Below are 20,908 nucleotides of genomic sequence, written 5' to 3'. Positions count from 1 at the left end.
ACGCGACGGCGCCTCAGCTCGCCACGGGCGAAACCAGGAAATTCTCCGACGGTCCGCTGCCCGCCGTCTTGCAGACATCGCCCGCGATCTGGACCTTGCCGGTCGCCAATAGCCGCAGCGCGGCCGGATAGATGCGGTGCTCGACTTCGAGGATGCGTTCCGACAGCGTGTCCGCCGTATCGTGGTCGCTGACGGGAACCGCGCCCTGCATCACGATCGGGCCGGCATCGGTCTCGGGGATCACGAAGTGCACCGTCGCGCCAGACAGTTTCACGCCGGCGCGCAGGGCCTGACCGTGCGGGTCGAGGCCGGGGAAGGACGGCAGCAGCGAGGGATGGATGTTGAGCATCCGCCCGTACCAGGCCTTGGTGAATTCGGCCGTGAACAGGCGCATGAAGCCGCCAAGACAGATCAGCTCGATGCCGTGCTGATCGAGCGCGGCCTGCAGCACCGCCTCGAAGCCGGCGCGATCCTTGCCGAACGGCTTGCTCTCGATCACCAGCGTGTTCACGCCGCTCGCCCTGGCCCGTTCGAGCCCAGGTGCATCGGCCTTGTTCGAGATGACGAGGGAAATTTCCGCCGGAAAATCCGGCGCGCTGGCTGCCTTGATCAGCGCGACCATGTTGGAGCCGCGGCCGGAAATCAGGATGGCGACGCGGCGCTTCATCACGGCGCCAGATCGAGATGGCCATTGTAGACGACGCGATGCTCGCCCTCGGCGGGGATCACGGTGCCGAGCTGCGCCACGCTCTCGCCTGCTTCGGTGAAGACCTGCACGACCCGGTCGACCTTGTCCGGCTCGACGATCGCGATCATGCCGATGCCGCAGTTGAAGGTGCGCAGCATTTCGAGCTCGGCGATGCCGGCCTGCGCGGCCAGCCATTTGAACACCGGTAGCACGGGCAGCCGCGCCAGATCGATGCCGACGCCAAGGTTCTTGGGCAGCACGCGCGGAATGTTGTCGGTGAAGCCGCCGCCGGTGATGTGGGCGAGCCCCTTCACCGCGCCGGTCTCTCGGATCGCGCGCAGGCAGGATTTGACGTAGAGCTTCGTCGGCGTCAGCAGCGCGCCGCCGAGCGTCATGACAGGCGCGAACGGCGCCGGCGCCTCGAAGCCGAGGCCGGACTGCTCGACGATCTTGCGCACCAGCGAGAAGCCGTTGGAGTGCACGCCCGACGAGGCAAGACCGATCACGGCGTCTCCTGCGGCGATGTCCTTGCGCGGCAACAGCGTACCGCGCTCGGCGGCGCCGACGGCAAAGCCGCCGAGGTCATAGTCGCCGTCCTTGTAGAGGCCTGGCATCTCGGCGGTCTCGCCGCCGATCAGGGCACAGCCGGATTCCCGGCAGCCATCGGCGACGCCGGCGACGATCGAGGCGGTCGCCTCCGGATCGAGCTTGCCGCAGGCGAAATAGTCGAGGAAGAACAGCGGCTCGGCGCCCTGCACCACGAGGTCGTTGACGCTCATGGCGACCAGATCGATGCCGATGCCGCCATGCAGGCCGGTTTCGATCGCGATCTTGACCTTGGTTCCGACGCCGTCGGTGGCGGCGACCAGGACGGGATCCCTAAAACCGGCCGCCTTGAGGTCGAACAGGCCGCCGAAGCCGCCGATCTCGGCGTCGGCGCCGGGCCGCGCGGTGGCGCGCACCATCGGCTTGATCAGATCGACCAGGCGGTTGCCCGCGTCGATATCGACGCCTGAATCGGCGTAGGTGAGGCCGTTTTTGCGGTCGGTCATGCCCGATTTCCAGTGGGGTTGCGGCTGGTTACGTCGAATTCCGGGGACGCGCAATGGCTCGCATGGCGCTCGGCGCCATACTATGTAGATATCAACGGGTTCAGCCTTCAAACGGGGCGGATTCGAGGTCAGGCCGGGTGCCGGGAAGCGCCGCGTGAGTATTCCGAACATCATCACTTTGGGCCGCATCATGCTGGTCCCGATCATCGTCTGGGCCATCGTGTCGAGCCAAATGGAGGTGGCGTTCGCCGTCTTCCTGATCGCCGGGATCAGCGATGCCGTGGACGGCTTCCTCGCCAAGCGCTTCAACATGGCAAGCGAGCTCGGGGCCTTGCTCGATCCGCTCGCGGACAAGGCGCTGCTGGTCTCGATCTATATGTCGCTCGGCATCTGGGGCGCGATTCCGCGTTGGATCGTGATCCTGGTGGTATCCCGCGACATCATGATCGTCGCCGCCGTGATCGTGTCCTGGCTGTTCGACCGGCCCGTCGAGATGAAGCCGTCGAAAGTGTCGAAGCTCAACACCGTCGCCCAGGTGGCATTCGCAGCGCTGGTGCTGGCCGCGCTTGCCTTCGGTTTCAAGCCGGCGCCCTATGATATTATCCTGATGGGCCTCGTCACGATCTTCACGCTCTCCTCCGTGTCGCTCTATCTCGTCGAGTGGGTCCGGCACATGAGCACGATCGAGGCCAAATGAGCGCGAACCGGCCCCGCAAAAGGCCAACTCACGCCCGATCAAGTCGAATCTTTCAAGCGAAGCCGGCCGTCCGGCATGGAGCAAAGCAAGCGTGGCAGGCCGCGTTCACCCCCGACAATTGGCGTTCTCGCTGCCACACGCGGAGAGCCTCAGCCGGGACAATTTCCTCGAAGGCCCCGCCAACGCTGCCGGCCTCGCCTTGATCGACGGCTGGCCGGAATGGCCGAACCGGATCATGTGGCTGGCCGGCCCCGAAGGCAGCGGCAAGAGCCATCTCGCCGCGATCTGGGCCGAGGAGGCCGGCGCCCGCTCGACCACGGCCAATGCGTTGTCCGCCGCAGGCGTTCCTGGCGCGCTCGCCACCGGCGCGCTGGTGGTCGAGGATCTCAAGGCCAAGGATTTTGACGAGCGCGCCCTCTTCCACCTGATGAACCTCGCCCGCGAGGACGGCGCCTACGTCCTGTTCACGGGGCGCGAGGTGCCGGCTGCTCTGGACATCGAGCTCAACGACCTGCGCTCGCGGCTGCGCGCCTTGCCGGTGGTCACGCTGCTGCCCCCCGACGACCAGCTCTTCCGGGGCCTGATCGTCAAATTTTGTGCCGACCGCCAGCTCACCGTGGACGAGAGCGTGGTCAGCTACCTCGCCACCCGCCTGGAGCGATCCTCGGCCGCCGCCCGCCAGGCCGTGGAACTGCTCGACAGCGAAGCCCTGCGGCTCGGCCGCCCGGTGACCCGGGCGCTGGCCGCCGAGCTGCTCCGCGACGCCTGACCCCGCCCCAACGCCGCTTGACGGCGCGGAACGGCGGAACATCAATGTCATCGAAACGTCATCGCCCTAACACATGCTCCCGGCGGTTTTGCGCATCAGTCGCAAATTGGGGCAAACTGGATGGACCGACTTCTCATGGACTCCGCGCAAGCTGTTGAAATAAAAGAAAAAGTCCCGGAGACGGAAAGCCTGCCGGCGATCGCATCGAGCCCCGAGCGATTCATCAACCGCGAGCTGTCCTGGCTGCATTTCAACCGCCGCGTCCTGGAGGAATCGGTCAATCCCAGCCATCCCGTGCTGGAGCGGGTGCGATTCCTGTCGATTTCCGCGAACAACCTCGACGAATTCTTCATGGTCCGCGTCGCCGGCATCAAGGCCCAGGTACGCGAGGGCATTGCCGAGCGCAGCCCCGACGGCCTGACACCGTCCGAGCAGCTCGCGCTGATCAACCGCACGGTCTCCCAGCTTGCTTCCGACCAGCAGGCGATCTGGCGCGACCTGCGCGCCACGCTGGCCGATGTCGGCATCGTGCTGGTGGACGGCAAGGAGGTCACCAAGGCGGAGCGGACCTGGATCGAGGACTACTTCCTCAACAACGTGTTCCCGCTGCTGACGCCGCTCGCGATCGACCCGGCCCATCCCTTCCCGTTCATCCCGAGCCTCGGCTTCACCATCGCACTCCAGCTCACGCGCGCCGCCGACGGCAAGCAGATGAACGCGCTGATCCGCATGCCCGGCAAGATCGACCGCTTCATCCGCCTGCCGTCCGAGGGCACGATGCGGCTGATCTCGCTGGAGCAGGCGACAGCCCTGTTCATCAACCGACTGTTCCCCGGCTACAATCTGCATGGCCAGGGCGCCTTCCGCATCCTCCGCGACTCCGAGCTCGAAATCGAGGAAGAGGCCGAGGATCTCGTCCGCCTGTTCGAGACCGCGCTGAAGCGCCGCCGCCGCGGATCGGTGATCCGGCTCGAGATCGACGCCAAGATGCCGGAGCAGCTGCGCAACTTCGTGCAGCATGCCCTCTCCGCCGCCGACGACGAAGTATTCCTGGTCGACGGCGTGCTCGCCATGAACGAGCTGTCGCAGCTCACCCGCCTCGACCGACCCGACCTCGAATTCACGCCTTACGTGCCGCGCCATCCCGAGCGCGTGCGCGAGCATGGCGGCGACATCTTTGCCGCGATCCGGCAGAAGGACCTTGTCGTCCATCACCCCTACGAATCCTTCGACGTGGTGGTGCAGTTCCTCCAGCAGGCAACGCGCGACCCCGATGTCGTCGCGATCAAGCAGACGCTCTACCGCACCTCCAACAATTCGCCGATCGTGCGCGCGCTCGCCGAAGCCGCCGAGGCCGGCAAATCCGTCACCGCGCTGATCGAGCTCAAGGCGCGCTTCGACGAGGAGGCCAACATCCGCTGGGCGCGCGACCTCGAACGCGCCGGCGTGCAGGTCGTCTACGGCTTCCTCGAACTGAAGACGCACGCAAAACTCTCGATGGTGGTGCGCCGCGAGGGCGGCAGCCTCACGACCTACGTCCACACCGGCACCGGCAACTACCACCCGGTCACCGCGCGCATCTACACCGACCTCTCCTACTTCACCTCCGAGCCGACCATCGGCCGCGACGCCGCGCGCGTCTTCAACTTCATCACCGGCTATGCCGCGCCGAGCGATCTGGAAAAGATGGCGGTGTCGCCGCTGACCCTGCGCAAGCGCATCATCGAGCACATCCAGGGCGAGACCGCGCATGCGCGGCACGGCCGCCCCGGCGCGGTCTGGATGAAGATGAATGCGCTGGTCGACCCCGACATCATCGACGCGCTGTATGAGGCCTCACAGGCCGGCGTCCAGGTCGAGCTCGTGGTGCGCGGTATCTGTTGCCTCAGGCCCGGTATCCCTGGCCTGTCGGAGAACATCCGCGTCAAGTCGATCATCGGGCGCTTCCTGGAACACGGCCGAATCTACTGCTTCGGCATGGGCCAGGGGCTGCCGAGCACGAAAGCGGCTGTGTATATCTCCTCGGCCGACATGATGCCGCGCAACCTCGACCGCCGCGTCGAAGTGCTGTGTCCACTGCAAAATCCCACGGTGCATCAGCAGGTTCTCGAACAGATCATGGTCGCGAATCTCAAGGACAATGAGCAGAGCTGGCAATTGTTGCCGGATGGGTCCTCAACGCGTATGAAGACCGCGAAGGGCGAGGAGCCTTTCAACGTCCACAACTACTTCATGACAAATCCGAGTCTGTCTGGCCGTGGAAAGTCGCTCAAGGAATCCTCGCCGCGCCGTCTCACGCGCCGGAACGAACGCCATCCATCCTGATCGGACGTCGACGTGACTCGGCCGCGCAAGCGCGGCTCGAGCGTCGCGGTCATCGACATCGGTTCCAACTCGGTCCGCCTCGTCGTCTACGAGGGACTGGCGCGGAGCCTCATTCCGATCTTCAACGAGAAGACGCTGTGCGGCCTCGGGCGCGAGGTGCAGAGCACGGGCCTGCTTGCGCCCGACGCCGTCGACAAGGCGCTGACCTCGCTGAAGCGATTCCGCGCGCTGTGCCGCGTGATGCAGGTCGGTCGCGTGTTCGCGATCGCGACCGCCGCCTGCCGCGACGCCTCCAATGGCCCCGACTTCATCGCCAAGGCCGAGCGCATCTGCGCCGTCAAGATCGAGATTCTGTCGGGCCCGCGCGAGGCGCGGCTGTCGGCGCTCGGCGTGATTTCCGGCATCCACCACCCCGACGGCATCGTCGGCGATCTCGGCGGCGGCTCGCTCGAACTGATCGACGTGCGCAGGAACAGCGTGCGCAGCGGCGTGACGCTGCCGCTCGGCGGGCTCGCGCTCCAGGACCTCGCCCACAAATCGCTCAAGCGCGCCGACCGTATCGTGCGCGAGGAGCTCGACGGGGTGCCGCAGCTCAAGGCGGGCAGCGGCCGCACATTCTACGCCGTCGGCGGCACCTGGCGCGCGCTCGCGCGCATCCACATCATCCAGAGCGGCTATCCGCTCCAGGTGATGCACGGCTATTCCATCTCTGCAGCGGAAGCGCTCGACTTTTCGCGCCGCCTTCGCCGTCTGGCGGCCGCCGACATGCTCGCCGATATCGAGATCGTTGCCGATGCGCGGCGCCCGCTCCTCACCTACGCGGCGCTGGTGCTCGAGCACATCATCCGCGTGGCAAAGCCCAAGACCATCGTGTTCTCGACCTTCGGCGTACGGGAGGGCCTGCTGCACGAGAAGCTGACGGAAACCGAGCGCAACAAGGACGGGCTGATCTGCGCAGCCGAAGAGCTCAACCAGCTGCTGTCGCGCTCGGCCAAGCACGCCCGCGAGCTGATCGCCTGGACCGATCGCCTGGCGCGCGTCGTGAAGCTGCGCGAGACCGAGGAAGACCGCCGCTTGCGCCACACCGCGTGCCTGCTCTCCGACATCGGCTGGCGCGTGCATCCCGATCACCGCGGCGAGCAGACGCTGAGCCTCGTCGTCAACGGCAATTTCGGCGCGATCACCCACACCGAGCGCGCCTTCGTCGGCCTGTCCGTGTTCTATCGCTATGCGGGCCTGAGCGAGGAAAACCAACCGCCGGCCACCATGCAGGAGTTACTGACGCCGGCCCAGCTCGACCGCGCCCGCCTGCTCGGCGCGGCATTCCGCGTCGCGCATCTGATCTCGGCGGCGCGGCCGGGCGTGCTGCCCGCCACGCATTTCCGCAGCCAGGGCCGCAAATTGATGCTGGTGTTCGAGCATCGTCTCGGCGACATCGTCGCCGACCGCGTCGGCAGCCGCTTCCGCCAGCTCGCCCGCCTGGTCAACCGGGCCGGCTCGATCGTGCGTCGGTAGTTCACCTCTCCCTGCGGGAGAGGTGAGATATGCGTCCCTCGGAAAAGTTTACTCTGCCGACGCCTTGGCGTGGCGCTCGGAGGATTCCAGCGCCGCCTGGCTCAGGCTGCGCCGGCGCCAGATGGTGCCGACGACCAGCACGACGATGACGCCGAGCGCCGCGCAGAAATATTCGCCGCCTCCACCGCCATGGCCGAATTGGGCCGGGATGCGCAGTGCACCGAGCATGTTGTCCAGCGAGGCACCGAACGGACCGTCGAACAGCGTGTGCAGCTTCGGTGCGACGCCGGGATCGGTCGCGATCACCTCGCCCGCGATCCAGCCGAGCAGCGCAGCGCCCGCCCACACCAGGACCGGGAGCTTGGCGAGCAGCGCCATGATCAGCGCCGCACCGGCGACGATCAGGGGAACGCTGATGGCAAGGCCGAGGATCAACAGCGGCACGCTGCCATTGGCCGCGGCGGCGACCGCAATGACGTTGTCCAGGCTCATGACGATGTCGGCGACGACGACGATCTGCACCGCCTGCCATAGATGCGAGGCCGACTCGACGCCGTCCTCGTCCTCGTTTTCAGGCACCAGGAGCTTGGCCGCGATCACGATCAGCGCGAGACCGCCGACGAGCTTGAGATACGGCAGCTCCATCAGGCTTGCGACGATGCCGGTGAAGATGATCCGCAGCACCACCGCCGCGCCGGCGCCCAGGATCATGCCCCACAGCCGGTGCCGCGGCTTGAGGCCGCGGCAGGCGAGCGCGATCACCAGCGCGTTGTCGCCGGAGAGCAGGATGTTGATCCAGATGATCTTGCCGACCGCAATCCAGAAGGTCGGCTCGGCCATCTCATTGCGGAACTGGGTGAAGAATGCCCCGATCGTAGCGGGATCGAAGATCTGCCAGAGCCAGTTCACAATGAGTCCTTTCGCCCCGTCGCTTTAACGTATCGGCTGAATGATCAGCCGACGATCTCGTTGCCCGAGAAGAACTGCGCGATCTCGATCGCGGCGGTCTCCGGAGCATCCGAACCGTGCGCGGAGTTCTCGCCGATCGACTTTGCGTAGAGCTTGCGGATGGTGCCTTCGGCCGCCTTGGACGGATCGGTCGCGCCCATCGCGTCGCGGTACTTGGCGACGGCGTTCTCGCCTTCGAGCACCTGGACGACCACCGGGCCCGAGGTCATGAACTCGACGAGTTCGCCGAAGAACGGACGCGCCTTGTGGACGGCATAGAAGGTCTCGGCCTGTTCCTTGGTCATGCGGATGCGCTTCTGCGCGACGATTCGCAGGCCCGCCTTCTCGATCACGGCGTTAACCGCACCGGTCAGGTTACGCGCGGTCGCATCGGGCTTGATGATCGAGAAAGTGCGTTCGATGGCCATGATCTTGTCCTTGAGAAGAAAAGCGGTGGTTCGGAGTTGCGGGGCTTATATCGGCGCCTTCGCCAGACGGCAAGCGACCGCCAAAACCCTCCTCCCGGGCGCTTCGCCGCAGGCCGCCCCGGCGGATCCAGCGATGGATTACCGAGATTTCATCGAGATGAACCCAATCTGAAGCCCCCATTCAGGCTTTGGTTCAGCTTCGCCGGCGTAAGGTTGGGTCTATCGAAACCAAAGCCTGATCATCAGGCAGACCGTTTCGGCGGCCTTTCCATCGACGCGATACCCCGCGCCGGCAGTTTTGAGGAGATCACCATGTTGAGGAAACTTTCGCTTGCCGCTGTCGCTGCGGTCGCGCTGGGTGCCGCGCTGGCACCGACCTCGGCCTCTGCTCACTGGCATGGCGGCGGCTGGGGCTGGCACGGCGGCGGCTGGCATCACGGCTATGGCTGGGGTGGCCCGCGCTTCTATGCCCCCGTCTCCTACGGTTATGGCGGCTGCTATGTGCGCCGGCTGGTCCCGACCCCCTGGGGACCCCGCTGGCGGCTGATCAACCGCTGCTACTGAGCCCGACAGCACCTTAACTCAGGGTGCCGGCCCCCCACGGCACCTTCCAAGAGAGGCCCCGGCGATCCCCCCGCCGGGGCCTCGCATTTGAGCAGGCACGACGAATTCATACAATTTTCACGAGAATGTCCGGCATTCCCCACGACCGGCGAAACCATTTGGAGGCCAACGACTTGGTACCGTGTCGTTACTCTGCAACATGGAACCTCGTGATGACGGGCCCTTTCGCCAATGACAGCGAACAAATCGACCGGCGCACCAGCCGCTCGATTTGCGATGCCGTGGGGGAACGGCTTCAGCAGAGACTCCGCCCCGACCCCCGGCTGCCCACGCATCTCGAACAGCTCCTCGACGAGCTGAAGAAGCGCGACCGCGAGGGCGGCGCTCACTGACAGGCCGTAGACGTAGAACGGGCTGCGCAAAAACGGGTTGCGTTTGATCCCGGCTGCGGTGACAAGGCCGCATGCTTGCTATCACCGACCTCTCCATCCGCCTCGCCGGACGCCTTTTGATTGACCAGAGTTCCGTGCAGATCACGCCCGGATCGCGCGTCGGCATGGTCGGACGCAACGGCACCGGCAAATCGACGCTGTTCAAGGTGATCCGCGGCGAGCTCGCGGCCGAGCACGGCGCGGTGACCCTGCCGCCGCGCTGGCGGGTGGGCAGCCTCGCGCAGGAGGCGCCGAACGGCCCCGAGAGCCTGATCTCCGTCGTGCTCAAGGCCGACCTGGAACGCGACGCGCTGCTTCACGAAGCCGAGAGCGCCACCGATCCGCACCGGATCGCCGAGATCCAGACCCGGCTGGTCGACATCGACGCGCATTCGGCGCCGAGCCGTGCCGCCGCGATCCTCTCCGGCCTCGGCTTCTCCGCCGCCGATCAGCTCCGTCCCTGCGCCGAGTTTTCCGGCGGCTGGCGCATGCGCGTCGCGCTCGCCGCGACGCTGTTCGCGGCCCCCGACCTGTTGCTGCTCGACGAGCCCACCAACTATCTCGATCTCGAAGGCACGCTGTGGCTGGAGGATCACCTCGCGCATTACCCGCGCACGGTGATCGTGATCAGCCACGACCGCGACCTCCTCGAAAGCTCGGTCGACCAGATCCTGCATCTGGAGCGCGGCAAGCTCACGCTCTACAAGGGCACCTACTCCTCCTTCGAGGAGCAGCGCGCCGCGCGCGAGCTGCTCGATGCGAAGGCGGTCAAGCGCCAGGAGGCCGAACGCGCCCGCCTGCAAGCCTTCGTCGACCGCTTCAAGGCCAAGGCCTCGAAAGCGCGCCAGGCCCAATCGCGCGTCAAGATGCTGGAGCGGCTGAAGCCGATCACCGCGCTGGTCACCGAAGACGTGCGCGAGATCAGCTTCCCCGCGCCGGAAAAAATCCTGTCGCCGCCGATCATCGCCGTCGACAACGCCTCGGTCGGCTACGATCCGGCGACGCCGGTGCTCGGCCGCGTCACCTTGCGCATCGACAATGACGACCGCATCGCGCTTCTCGGCGCCAACGGCAACGGCAAGTCGACGCTGGTGAAGCTGCTCGCCGGCCGCCTCGCGCCGTTCTCGGGCAAGGTCACGCGCGCCGACAAGCTGTCGATCGCCTATTTCGCGCAGCATCAGCTCGACGAGCTGAACGAGGACGCCTCCGCCTACGATCACGTCCGCAAGCTGATGGGCGATGCGCCGGAAGCGAAAGTGCGGGCGCGCGCCGGCGCGATCGGCTTCTCCGGCAAGGCGGCCGACACCAAGGTGGCAAGACTGTCGGGCGGCGAGAAGGCGCGGCTGTTGCTCGGAATTGCGACCTTCTTCGGCCCCAACATGATCATCCTGGACGAACCGACCAACCATCTCGACATCGACAGCCGCGCTGCGCTTGCGGAAGCCATCAACGAATTCCCCGGCGCGGTGATCATGGTCTCGCATGACCGCTATCTGATCGAGGCCTGCGCCGACCGGCTCTGGATCGTCGCCGACCGCACCGTCACCAATTACGACGGCGACCTTGACGAATACCGCCGCCTGGTCCTGTCGGCGCGCAACAGCGAACCTGCCCCGCGCGAGCGCAGTACGCCAAGCGAGAAGCCGCAGCGCCCGAAGTCGGACAATCGCGGCTCGCTCAGGAAGCGCATTACCGAAGCCGAAGCCGAGATCGCCCGCGTCAGCGACATCATCACCAAGATCGACACGGCGCTCGCCCTGCCCGACATCTTTACCCGCGATCCCAAGCAGGCCGCGCAGCTGTCGAAGGCGCGCGCAAACGCAGCGGATGCGCTGGCGCGCGCGGAAGAGCAATGGCTGGAGGCGAGCACGCAATTCGACGAGGCGGCGGGCTAGTCTTGCGACCGCGGAACGTCGGTCCGGGCTCGGCCGGCCAAGGCTCCATCAAAATCTGAAGAACAACCCCATGCACAGTACAGGTATTAAAATACCTGCACGTTTCCATCTGGGGCTGTTGGACAATCTGCTCCGCTGCGCCGGGCCCGGTTATCCCCCGAACTGATTGAAAACGGGGCTGGCACGTTGGCGCGCGATACGGACGCCGCGCCTGCTCAAGTCGCGCAACTGCAGGAACATCATCGCAGTCATCAATGCGTCGTTGAAAGCATCGTGCTGCCCAAGAGGCGGAATGCAGAGGTCGTGGAGGATCGCGGCGAACGACAGATCGACCTCGGTATTCGGCGGCGCGTTGCCGTATTTGCGTTCGTAGTAGAGCCGCGACACTTCGATGCGTTCGTTGGGCAGTTCGATTCCCACCAGCGGCAGGATGTACTTGTCCAGCATGGCGATGTCGAAGTCGACATAATAGCCGATCAGCGGGCGCGGCCCGATGAAATGCAGAAAGCCTGGCAGCACCTTCCAGACGATCGGCGACGCTTCGACGTCGGACCGGCGCAAGCGGTGAATCTTGATCGCCTCCGCCTCCAGCTCGCTGTCGGGATGGACGATGGCTTCGAAGCGCGCGCTGGTCAAAATCCGGTTGCCGCGGATCTTGATTGCGGCAATGGCGACGACGTTGTCCGTTCGCACATTCAGACCGGTGGTCTCGCAATCGATGACGACAAACTCGTCGTCCGGAGCGCGATCGAACATGAAGCGATAAGATTGATCGCTCAGGGTCGCCTGGTGCAACAGTCGTTTGATCGCACGGGGCAGCATTCTAGAACATGCCGAGCTTGAAATGATGACCGACAATTTCCCGAAACTTCTTCACCACCTGGAGCGCGTCACGCAATAGATGACGTTCCATGCTGGACAAGTGCGCCGGTCTTACCAGAGTTCCCGATGCGCCCGCGGATGCGGCCAGTTGCCCGTCGAGCCGAAGCATCAGCAGGAATCGGAAGGCTTGTTTCAAGTCGCGTCCAAAGTCCCGTTGCAGCACGCCGAGATCACAGAGCCGGGAAATCCGCTTGTCGGTGGAGGTCTCGCGCAGGCCCTGCTCGAGCGCCAGGCTGCGAACGCCGTGCACGATGGGAAAGATGCCGCCCTTCTTGAGATCCAGCGCATCGCCGGTGCCCTCCGACGTGATCAGGTTGTTGAAGAGGCCGATCGGCGTTTCAAACGCGTCAACGGCGCGCGCGAAGTGTGCCATGAACGCCTGCTCGCCCCGGGTCATGTCGATCAGCGCCGTCTTGGCGTCGTGCAGGAGCTGCTCATTGCCCGCGATCGCCTGCGCATCGTAGACGATGGCCACATTCATGTGCCCGGCCTGATCGGGAAGCACGATCCAGCGGCGCAAATCCGCGCGATACTCCGAAAGCGGCCGGGACCATAGCGGATTGCGCACCATGATATCGCCCGGACAGGGCGGAAAGCCGAAGCTCTGCAGAGCGACGAAGAATTCCTGACGGAACGCCTCCAGGATTTCGCCCTGCATCGGACCTGCGAGGATAAGGCCGTTGTCCTGGTCGGTGCGGATGGTCTGCTCGCCCCGCCCTTCGCTTCCCATCACGATCAGGCAGCTGCTGGTGCGCAGCTCGGCCGGCGCGACCATTTCGAACAACCGAGACAGCAGGCGTCGATTGAGGTCGGAGACGATCTCCGCAATGACCTCTACCTTGACCCCTTGCCGTCGCAGCACGCGCGTTTGCGTCTCGATCTCCCGCGCCGCGGTGGCGAGGTCCTGCTGACTCGAGGCTCGATCGATGCGGCCGGCAATGACTTGAGCGCTTCCCGCCAAGAACCCCAGCAGATCGATCTCCTCCAGAATTCCGACGAGCTCTTCGCCGTCGCGCACGGCAAGCCGCCGCTTGTTGTGCTTGGTCATGAGCAGGAGGGCCGAGGAGACGAAATCGTCACGGCGCAGCGACACGATGTCGAAATTCGCGAGCTCGCCGACCGGCGTCTGGATGGACTGGCGCCGCAGCACCACCGCTTTGGACAGGTTCATGCCGGTCACGATGCCGATCCGCTCACCGTCCCGGACAAACAGCGCATTGCTGTTGATCTCGCGCATCAGATGCCCGGCGGCCTCGATCGTATCACTGGCAGCCAGAAACACCGGCGGATGCAGGAACAGTTCGCCGACCTTGGCGTGCATCAACGAGCCGTAACGTCCCGTCTCCTCGTCGTTGGCGAGTTCGTCCAGCTTCTGGGATATCTCCCGGTAGAAAAAAGCCGCAAAGCGCGGGTTCGCCTTGATCAGACCGAGCGCGACCTTCCGGGGGATCACGTAGCAAAGCGTCTCGTCGCGGGCGATAAACTGGTGGCCGCTATGGTCGTGAACGAGCGCACGACTGTCGAACGTGTCCTTGGGACCGAGCAATGCCAGCAGGTCGGCTTCGTTCCGCTCCTCGACGATGCCCTTGATCACGACATAGAGCGCCTCCGCCGGGGCGTCCCGCCCGATGATCGCTTCGCCCGGACTGAAGTACCCGATGTCCAGCGCGGCCCGCAACGTCTCGGCCTCGCCCGGCGTCAGACGATCGAACGGCGGGTTGGTGATATCGAACGCCTTGGGCATTTCGGCCTTTCGAAGATACGGACCATCCGAGGATCCGACGACTGATCATCGAAAGCGCGGCACCGGCCGGCCCATATGAGCCGGTCGGTACCGAAGCGACGTCCCGCAGATCCTCGCCTAGTGAGCCGTGGCCGAAGCAGCACCGATACCGGTCTGCGATCGGACATATTGCGCGTCAAAGCCATCGCGATCGGCCGCGGCACGCTTGCTGCGGTCCAGGATCGAGACCAGCCAGATCCCCGCAAAGGCGAGCGCCATCGAGAACAGCGCCGGATTGTCCAGCTTGATGGGAGCCGACCCCTTGGCAAAGCCAAGGGTCGCCTCCCAGACTGCCGGCGAGAGGACCACGCCCACAACCGCGCTGAACAGGCCAAGGAAGCCGCCGAACACGGCTCCCCGCGTCGTCAGGCCTTTCCAGAAGATCGACATCACCAGCACGGGGAAATTGCAGGATGCCGCGATGGCGAAAGCAAGGCCCACCATGAAGGCGACGTTCTGGTTCTCGAACACGATGCCCAGGAAGATCGCAAGCACGCCGAGCACCAGTGTCGCAATCTTCGAGACCCGGATCTCGTCCTGCTCGTTTGCGTTGCCGCCCTTGATCACCATGCCGTAGAGATCGTGGCTGATGGATGATGCCCCGGCCAGAGCCAAGCCCGACACGACGGCCAGGATCGTGGCAAAGGCAACGGCCGAAATGAAGCCAAGGAACAGATTGCCGCCGACGGCGTTCGCGAGATGAATCGCCGCCATGTTGGAGCCGCCCTTGATCGCCGCGATTCCGCTCTTGGTCTTCTCGAGAATGCTCCCATCGAGAAACATCGCGTCGGTCGAAACCAGCGTGATCGCGCCAAAGCCGATGATGAAGGTCAGGATGTAGAAATAGCCGATGAAACCCGTGGCGTAGAACACCGACTTGCGGGCCGCCTGAGCGTCCTTCACGGTGAAGAAGCGCATCAGGATGTGAGGCAGGCCCGCCGTTCCGAACATCAGCGCCAGGCCGAGCGAGATGGCCGAGAGCGGATTGGAAATCAGGCTGCCGGGCTCCATGATCGCGAGTTTCTTGGGATGCACCTCTGTTGCCTTGGTGAACAGCGCTTCCGGGCTGAACCCGTACTTGTAGAGGACGGCTCCGGCCATGAACGTTGCGCCCGAGAGCAACAGCACCGCCTTGATGATCTGCACCCAGGTCGTCGCCTTCATCCCGCCGAACGTCACGTAGATCATCATCAGGCCGCCAACCAGGACGACCGCGATCCAGTAGTCGAGGCCGAACAACAGCTGGATCAGCTTACCGGCACCGACCATCTGCGCGATGAGATAGAACGCAACCGTCACCAGCGAGCCGCACGCCGCCAGGATACGGATCTCGGTCTGCCCGAGCCGAAACGAGGTCACGTCGGCAAAGGTGAACTTTCCGAGGTTGCGCAATTGTTCGGCGATCAGAAAGGTGACGATCGGCCATCCCACCAGCCAGCCGACGGAGTAGATCAAGCCGTCGTAGCCCGAAGTATAGACGAGGCCCGATATGCCGAGGAAGGACGCCGCCGACATGTAGTCGCCTGCGATCGCAAGTCCGTTCTGGAAGCCCGTAATTCCGCCGCCGGCCGAGTAGAAATCCGCGGCCGATGCGGTCCTCTTGGCGGCCCAATAGGTGATGACGAGCGTCAGGCCAACGAACCCGACGAACATACCGATCGCCGACCAGTTGGTCGCCTGCTTAACGCCGCCGTCGATGGTGCCGGCGGCGAGCGCGATGGTGGGCAGGCCTGCGAGCAGGATCGCCAGGAGCCATGAGAATTTCTTCACGAGCGGTTCTCCTCGACAATCTTGCGGATGAGCACGTCGTAACTGGAATTCGCCTGGCGGACATAGATACCCGTCAGCAGGAAGGCGAGCACGATGACGGACAGTCCGATTGGAATGCCGATCGTCGTCACGCCGCTGCCCAGCGGTATCCCGAGGAACTTGGGAGCGTAGGCGACCAGCAGGATGAAGCCGAAATAGACAACAAGCATAACCGCCGACAGCATCCAGCCCAGCGACGAACGTCGGCGCACGAGCTCCTGGTAGTTCGGATCGCGTTCAATCTTGGCGAGGTTGCTCACATCAATGGTCCCTGGATGATCCTCTGGAGTTCTTGTCGTCAAAGCGGTCCCTTATCTGGCGGGACCATCCGAGCCTGCACTGCCGGACGGCCAAGCTCCATGATCCAGATCAAGTCCGGTTGATCCCTAGGACGTGCGTGACAAACGGCCAGCGGCCGCGCAGCTGTCGAAGGCGCGCGGAAGAGCAATGGCTCGGGGCCAGCACGCAGTTTGATGAAGCGGCGGGGTAGAGGTTGCTCCGGACTACGCGATGGTTCCGAACTCGGCCACCGGAGCAATCCTATATACGAGATTGCAGCCCGCGAACGAATGCCGGAGCTGATCGACCAGGCGCCTGGCGTCCGCTCCTGGCAGAACGATCTGGACATGCACCTGATCGGCGTGGCCCTTCACACGTTCGGCGGCCGTCGGCAACTGCACGCCTGAGCCGTGTCCCGCGGCATCGGAGACCGTGAAGCCGGACGTCTGGCCCGGCTGCTCGCTGAGAAAGTCGAGCAGCTCCTCGCGCAGCTTTCGCGCCAGGATCAACGACAGGCACACATATTCGCTGGTCATTTTGACTCCTTCGCAGTGCCGCCGAACCGGCGATAGAGGATGGGGAGCAGGATGAGCGTGAGCAGCGTGGACGACAGCAATCCTCCGATCACCACGATCGCCAGCGGCCGCTGGATCTCCGATCCCGGACCGGAAGCGAACAAGAGCGGGATCAGGCCCAATGCGGTGATGCTGGCGGTCATCAGCACCGGGCGAAGTCGCCGCCTGGCACCGTCGACCACGATCTGGTCCTCGCCGACGCCATGCGCCCTCAACTGATTAAAATACGAAACCAGCACGACGCCGTTCAGGACCGCGATTCCGAGCAGGGCGATGAATCCGACAGAGGCCGGAACCGACAGATACTCGCCGGTCGAGACGAGGGCAAACACGCCTCCGATCAGCGCGAACGGGATGTTCACGAGCACGAGCAAGGCCTGCCGGACGGAAGCGAAGGTCGTGAACAGCAACACGAAGATGAGACCGATGGCGACGGGCACGACAATCGAAAGGCGCGCGGCAGCGCGTTGCTGGTTTTCGAACTGTCCGCCCCAGGTGAGCCGATAGCCCTTCGGCAGCGAAAGGTCGGCGGCGACCTTCCGTTGGGCCGCCTCGACGAAGCCGACCATGTCGCGGCCGCGCACATTGGCGCGAACGACGCTCATCCGGTTGCCGTCCTCGCGGTCGATCTTCACCGGGCCGTCGACGCGCTGGATGCGCGCGACCTGGGACAGCGCGACGTGCTGCCCGGAGGCGAGCGTGAGTGGCAGGCTCGCGAGCAATGTGGGCGCCTCCCGCGTCGTCTCGCTTCCCCGGACCAGAATGGGCGTGCGACGGCCCTCCTCGAGCGCGGTGCCGATCGTCCGCCCCTCGATCTGAGTCCGCAGCGCATTGGCAATGGTGTCCACCGTCAGACCGAGACGGCCGGCCTCCATCCGGTTCACGACGACCGTGTAGTATTGCGCACCTTCGTTGAGCGTCGTGTAGACGTCTTCCGCACCCTCGATACTGGTGAGGATCTCGGACAGTTTCGTCGCAATCTCGTTGAGCCGGCCGACGTCGCTGCCGAAGACCTTCACAGCGACGTCGCCACGCACGCCGCTGATCATCTCCTGCACCCGCATGTCGATGGGTTGGGTGAAGCTGAGCGAGATGCCCGGAAAGTCGGCGAGCACGTTGCGCAGTGCCTTCAAGAGCTCCGTCCTGTCCGGGGCGGCTCTCTCTTCAACAGGCTTGAGCACGAGAAACGTGTCAGTCTGGTTCGGTCCCATGGGATCGAGCCCGAGCTCGTCGGAACCGGTTCGCGCGATGATCCCGGTGACGTCCGGAACCTTCAAGAGCGCCGACTGGATCCTCGCGTTGATCGCGAGGGATTCGTCCAGATTGACCGACGGCAACGTCTCGACGCTGACGATGACGTCGCCCTCGTCCATGGTCGGCATGAAGGTCTTGCCGAGTTGCGAATAGGCGTACCCTGCCGCGACCAGCGCCAGGAGAGCCGCAGCAATGACCTTTCGCTCGTTTCGCAGCGACCAGTCCAGCGCGGGTGCGTAGACGCGTTGCGCGAGGCGGATCAGCAGCGGCTCGCCGTGCCCTGCCGATTTGAGCAGGAACGAGGTCGCGACCGGGATCACGGTGAGCGCCAGCAACAGCGAGCCGGCGAGCGCAAAGATGATTGCGAGCGCAACAGGGATGAAGAGCTTGCCTTCGAGCCCCTGCAGGGTGAGCAGCGGCACGAACACGATCATGATGATCAGCACGCCGGAAGCGACAGGTTGCAGCACCTCGCAGACCGACCGGAAGATGACGTGGATCAGCGGAAGGCCCCTGCCCGGCTCGTGGTTGCCGAGATTTCCGACGATGTTCTCGACCACCACCACCAGCGCATCGATCAGCATGCCGATCGCGATCGCAAGCCCGCCGAGGCTCATCAGATTGGCGGACATTCCAACCGCACGCATGGCCAGGAGCGCAATGACGATCGCGAGCGGCAGGCTGAGGGCGATCACCAACGATGCGCGCCAATTGCCCAGGAACAGCAACAACAGGACGACCACCAGCACGGTCGCCTCGCCGAGCGCCCGCACCACCGTGCCGACGGCGCGACCGACGAGTCGGCTTCGGTCATAGAACACGTTGAGGGATACGCTCTGGGGCAGCGCGGGCTTCAGCTCCTCGAGCTTTGCGCGGACGTCACGCACGAGTTGGCCGGCATTGGCTCCGCGCAAGCCCAGCACCAGCCCTTCGACCGTTTCGCCCTGGCCGTTCTCCGTCACTGCCCCATAGCGTGTCAGGGCCCCGACCTTGACCCGCGCAACGTCGTTCACGCGTATCGGGACCCCGTCGCGGGTGTCCACGACAATGGCCTTGATGTCGTCGATCGTGCGGATGCTGCCTTCAATCCGCACCAGGGCACTGTCCTCGCCCTGGTTGACGCGCCCCGCGCCGTCGTTGCGGCTGTTGGTTTCGACGGCGCGGCGAAACAGCTCCGACGAAATGCCGCGCGCGGCGAGCGCATCGTTGAGCGGGACGATCTCGAACGCCCGCACGTAGCCGCCGAGGGCATTCACGTCGGCAACCCCGGGAACCGTGCGCAGCGCCGGTCGGATCACCCAGTCGAGCAGGGTTCGCCGTTCCGCCAGCGACAGCTCGGAGCTGTCGATGGTGAACATGAACATCTCGCCGAGCGGACTGGTGATCGGCGCAAGCCCGCCACTCACCCCCTCGGGAAGGTCACGAGCGATGTTCGACAACCGCTCGGAGACCTGGTTGCGCGCCCAGTAGATATCCGTGCCGTCCTCGAAATCGATCGTGACGTCGGCGAGCGCGTATTTGGTGGTCGAGCGAAGGATCTTCTTGTTCGGCAGGCCCAGCAGTTCGAGCTCGATCGGGACGGTGATGCGCTGCTCGACCTCCTCCGGCGTCAGGCCCGGTGCCTTCATGATGATTTTCACCTGGACTGGTGAAACGTCGGGGAACGCGTCGATCGGCAGGCTGGGGAGGAACGTTGCGCCCGCGCCGATCAGCAGCAAGACGGCGAGCAGGACGAACAGCCGCTGCGAGAGCGCAAAGGCGACCAGACGCTGGAGCATTATTGGCCGGCTCCGAGCCGCGAGAGAATGCCCCGAAGCGCCGAGATGCCCGCGATCGCAACCTCGTCCTTGTCGCTGATCGGGCCGGATATCACGACGTGATCCTGGTCCTCTGCGAGCAGCGTGACCGATACCAGCCGGAAGCCGCCCTCGATGGCTTTGAATATCCAGCTCTGCTCGCCACGACGGACGAGACCGCTATAGGGAATCTCCCAGGCGCTCTCGCCCTCGGAGAGGAAGCTGAGACGGACGGACGCCGTCTGGCCCGGGTGCAATTGGCCGCTGTTCGGCACTTCGGCCCGCACCAGGATGGTTTGCGTCGCCGCATCGGTCGTCTCGGAAATCAGAACGACGCGACCGGGCGTTGCGTAACCTTCGACCTCGACCCGCGCACCGGTGCGGATTGCGCGGATGTTGGCCGCTGGAATGGCGATTTCGGCCCACAACGGCGAAAGCCGGGCAAGCTTGACCAGCGGCGCGGACTGCTCCAGCCGCTGCCCCGGCGAGACCGCGATCTCGACCACGGATCCCGTTTGCGGCGCATTGACGGTCAGCGTCCCGCTGATTGCCGCGTCGGTCGCCAACCGGGAGATTGCGTCATCGGAGAGCCCCGCCAACCGGAGCATCTGCCGGCGCTCCGCGACCGCGATGGTGGCCTGTCGCGCCTCGGTCTGGCTCGCCTCAAGAACGCGTTGTGGGACGGCCTTGCCCTCGAAGAGATCGGCGTTCCGCCTGAGCTGCTGGTTCGCAAGAGCCTCCTGCGCGACGGCGTGAAGATAGTCCCGCTGGAGTGACACGAAACCCTGGCTCTCCAGCGTAAGAAGCGGCTGGCCGGCGCTCACGCGATCCCCGCGCGCGACGGCCAGATTGGTGACCATGCCGGCAACGGGTGTGCTCACCACCCACAATTGAGGCGTCGGAACGACGATCTGCGCCGGATAAGGCAGTGTCTGGTCGGTTCTGCTCGAAACCGGATGCACGACACGAATGCCGAGGCTTTCGATCTGCGTGGGCGTCAGTTTCATGTCGTCGTCGGCCGCAGCGATGCCGGGGCACCCGACGATCGAGAGCGCAACAACGACGCGGCACGCCCTGCGTAGAAGACGTTCCATCTGATGGAAAGATCGCATCAATACCAGCTTCGAAGACCGTTGCCGGGTCTTTCTAGGCCGGATGCGATTGAAGGTGTTGACCTACGTCAACGGCAGCCCATTGCGGCAAATCGGGTATTCGAGC

Annotated in this window: 18 protein-coding genes; 7 read left to right on the top strand and 11 right to left on the bottom strand. The window is 64.8% G+C overall.

Annotated elements, in window-relative coordinates:
• Positions 1 to 13: 13 nt before the first annotated feature.
• Positions 14 to 667, bottom strand: a complete 654-nt coding sequence (purN, locus tag ACFLEY_RS20085; protein ID WP_060911756.1) for a phosphoribosylglycinamide formyltransferase — start codon at positions 665 to 667, stop codon at positions 14 to 16.
• Positions 667 to 1,740, bottom strand: coding sequence for a phosphoribosylformylglycinamidine cyclo-ligase (purM, locus tag ACFLEY_RS20080; protein WP_028171110.1), 1,074 nt, complete (start codon positions 1,738 to 1,740; stop codon positions 667 to 669). The genes purN and purM overlap by 1 nt, the downstream gene beginning before the upstream one ends.
• Positions 1,741 to 1,894: 154 nt before the next feature.
• Here purM and ACFLEY_RS20075 point away from each other — a divergent pair, with 154 nt between their 5' ends.
• The 4 genes from ACFLEY_RS20075 (at position 1,895) to ppx (ending at position 7,046) form a co-directional block, all read left to right on the top strand.
• Complete coding sequence (locus ACFLEY_RS20075) at positions 1,895 to 2,437, top strand: CDP-alcohol phosphatidyltransferase family protein (protein ID WP_011086898.1); 543 nt, start codon at positions 1,895 to 1,897, stop codon at positions 2,435 to 2,437.
• Between the two features lie 91 nt (positions 2,438 to 2,528).
• The gene (locus ACFLEY_RS20070; RefSeq protein ID WP_060911755.1) at positions 2,529 to 3,206 is read left to right on the top strand and encodes a DnaA ATPase domain-containing protein; all 678 of its coding nucleotides are present in this window, start codon (positions 2,529 to 2,531) and stop codon (positions 3,204 to 3,206) included.
• Between the two features lie 135 nt (positions 3,207 to 3,341).
• The gene (locus ACFLEY_RS20065) at positions 3,342 to 5,531 is read left to right on the top strand and encodes an RNA degradosome polyphosphate kinase (protein ID WP_028171108.1); all 2,190 of its coding nucleotides are present in this window, start codon (positions 3,342 to 3,344) and stop codon (positions 5,529 to 5,531) included.
• 12 nt (positions 5,532 to 5,543) lie between these two features.
• Entirely contained in the window at positions 5,544 to 7,046 is a 1,503-nt protein-coding gene (ppx, locus tag ACFLEY_RS20060) for an exopolyphosphatase (protein WP_060911754.1), read from the top strand.
• A gap of 48 nt (positions 7,047 to 7,094) precedes the next feature.
• On the opposite strand, the gene ACFLEY_RS20055 is transcribed toward ppx, so the two are convergent.
• Together ACFLEY_RS20055 and ndk are read right to left on the bottom strand one after the other, a co-directional pair.
• On the bottom strand, positions 7,095 to 7,955 hold the full coding sequence (locus ACFLEY_RS20055; RefSeq protein ID WP_060911753.1) for a TerC family protein: 861 nt from the start codon (positions 7,953 to 7,955) through the stop codon (positions 7,095 to 7,097).
• A 44-nt stretch (positions 7,956 to 7,999) separates the two neighbouring features.
• Entirely contained in the window at positions 8,000 to 8,422 is a 423-nt protein-coding gene (gene ndk, locus ACFLEY_RS20050) for a nucleoside-diphosphate kinase (RefSeq protein WP_011086893.1), read from the bottom strand.
• Positions 8,423 to 8,734: 312 nt separating this feature from the next.
• Between ndk and ACFLEY_RS20045 the strand changes: the two genes are divergently transcribed.
• From ACFLEY_RS20045 to ACFLEY_RS20035, 3 genes are all read left to right on the top strand, one after another.
• The gene (locus ACFLEY_RS20045; protein WP_027576269.1) at positions 8,735 to 8,986 is read left to right on the top strand and encodes a hypothetical protein; all 252 of its coding nucleotides are present in this window, start codon (positions 8,735 to 8,737) and stop codon (positions 8,984 to 8,986) included.
• 212 nt (positions 8,987 to 9,198) lie between these two features.
• A complete protein-coding gene (locus tag ACFLEY_RS20040; protein ID WP_028171105.1) occupies positions 9,199 to 9,378 on the top strand; it encodes a hypothetical protein in 180 nt (59 codons plus the stop codon).
• 71 nt (positions 9,379 to 9,449) lie between these two features.
• Positions 9,450 to 11,312: an ABC-F family ATP-binding cassette domain-containing protein gene (locus ACFLEY_RS20035; protein ID WP_060911752.1), complete on the top strand. Its 1,863-nt coding sequence runs from the start codon at positions 9,450 to 9,452 to the stop codon at positions 11,310 to 11,312.
• A gap of 150 nt (positions 11,313 to 11,462) precedes the next feature.
• On the opposite strand, the gene ACFLEY_RS20030 is transcribed toward ACFLEY_RS20035, so the two are convergent.
• From ACFLEY_RS20030 to ACFLEY_RS20000, 7 genes are all read right to left on the bottom strand, one after another.
• Positions 11,463 to 12,170: a 3'-5' exonuclease gene (locus ACFLEY_RS20030; protein ID WP_304565167.1), complete on the bottom strand. Its 708-nt coding sequence runs from the start codon at positions 12,168 to 12,170 to the stop codon at positions 11,463 to 11,465.
• Positions 12,136 to 13,938: a putative nucleotidyltransferase substrate binding domain-containing protein gene (locus ACFLEY_RS20025; protein ID WP_060911751.1), complete on the bottom strand. Its 1,803-nt coding sequence runs from the start codon at positions 13,936 to 13,938 to the stop codon at positions 12,136 to 12,138. The genes ACFLEY_RS20030 and ACFLEY_RS20025 overlap by 35 nt, the downstream gene beginning before the upstream one ends.
• 117 nt (positions 13,939 to 14,055) lie before the next feature.
• Positions 14,056 to 15,747 (bottom strand): cation acetate symporter, encoded by a 1,692-nt coding sequence (locus ACFLEY_RS20020; RefSeq protein WP_060911750.1) that lies wholly within the window; start codon positions 15,745 to 15,747, stop codon positions 14,056 to 14,058.
• On the bottom strand, positions 15,744 to 16,046 hold the full coding sequence (locus tag ACFLEY_RS20015) for a DUF485 domain-containing protein (RefSeq protein WP_028171101.1): 303 nt from the start codon (positions 16,044 to 16,046) through the stop codon (positions 15,744 to 15,746). Before ACFLEY_RS20015 ends, ACFLEY_RS20020 begins: the two co-directional genes overlap by 4 nt.
• A 243-nt stretch (positions 16,047 to 16,289) precedes the next feature.
• The gene (locus ACFLEY_RS20010) at positions 16,290 to 16,601 is read right to left on the bottom strand and encodes a DUF3240 family protein (protein ID WP_060911749.1); all 312 of its coding nucleotides are present in this window, start codon (positions 16,599 to 16,601) and stop codon (positions 16,290 to 16,292) included.
• Positions 16,598 to 19,672 (bottom strand): efflux RND transporter permease subunit, encoded by a 3,075-nt coding sequence (locus tag ACFLEY_RS20005; protein ID WP_060911748.1) that lies wholly within the window; start codon positions 19,670 to 19,672, stop codon positions 16,598 to 16,600. Before ACFLEY_RS20005 ends, ACFLEY_RS20010 begins: the two co-directional genes overlap by 4 nt.
• Entirely contained in the window at positions 19,672 to 20,784 is a 1,113-nt protein-coding gene (locus tag ACFLEY_RS20000; protein ID WP_373565284.1) for an efflux RND transporter periplasmic adaptor subunit, read from the bottom strand. The genes ACFLEY_RS20005 and ACFLEY_RS20000 overlap by 1 nt, the downstream gene beginning before the upstream one ends.
• Between the last annotated feature and the right edge of the window lie 124 nt (positions 20,785 to 20,908).

Origin of the sequence: Bradyrhizobium sp. YCK136 (genome assembly GCF_044570075.1) — a bacterium.
GTDB classification, from domain to species: Bacteria; Pseudomonadota; Alphaproteobacteria; order Rhizobiales; family Xanthobacteraceae; genus Bradyrhizobium; species Bradyrhizobium diazoefficiens.
The sequence above is the reverse complement of the archived record's forward strand: the minus strand, read 5'-3'. Positions and strand labels throughout refer to the sequence as shown.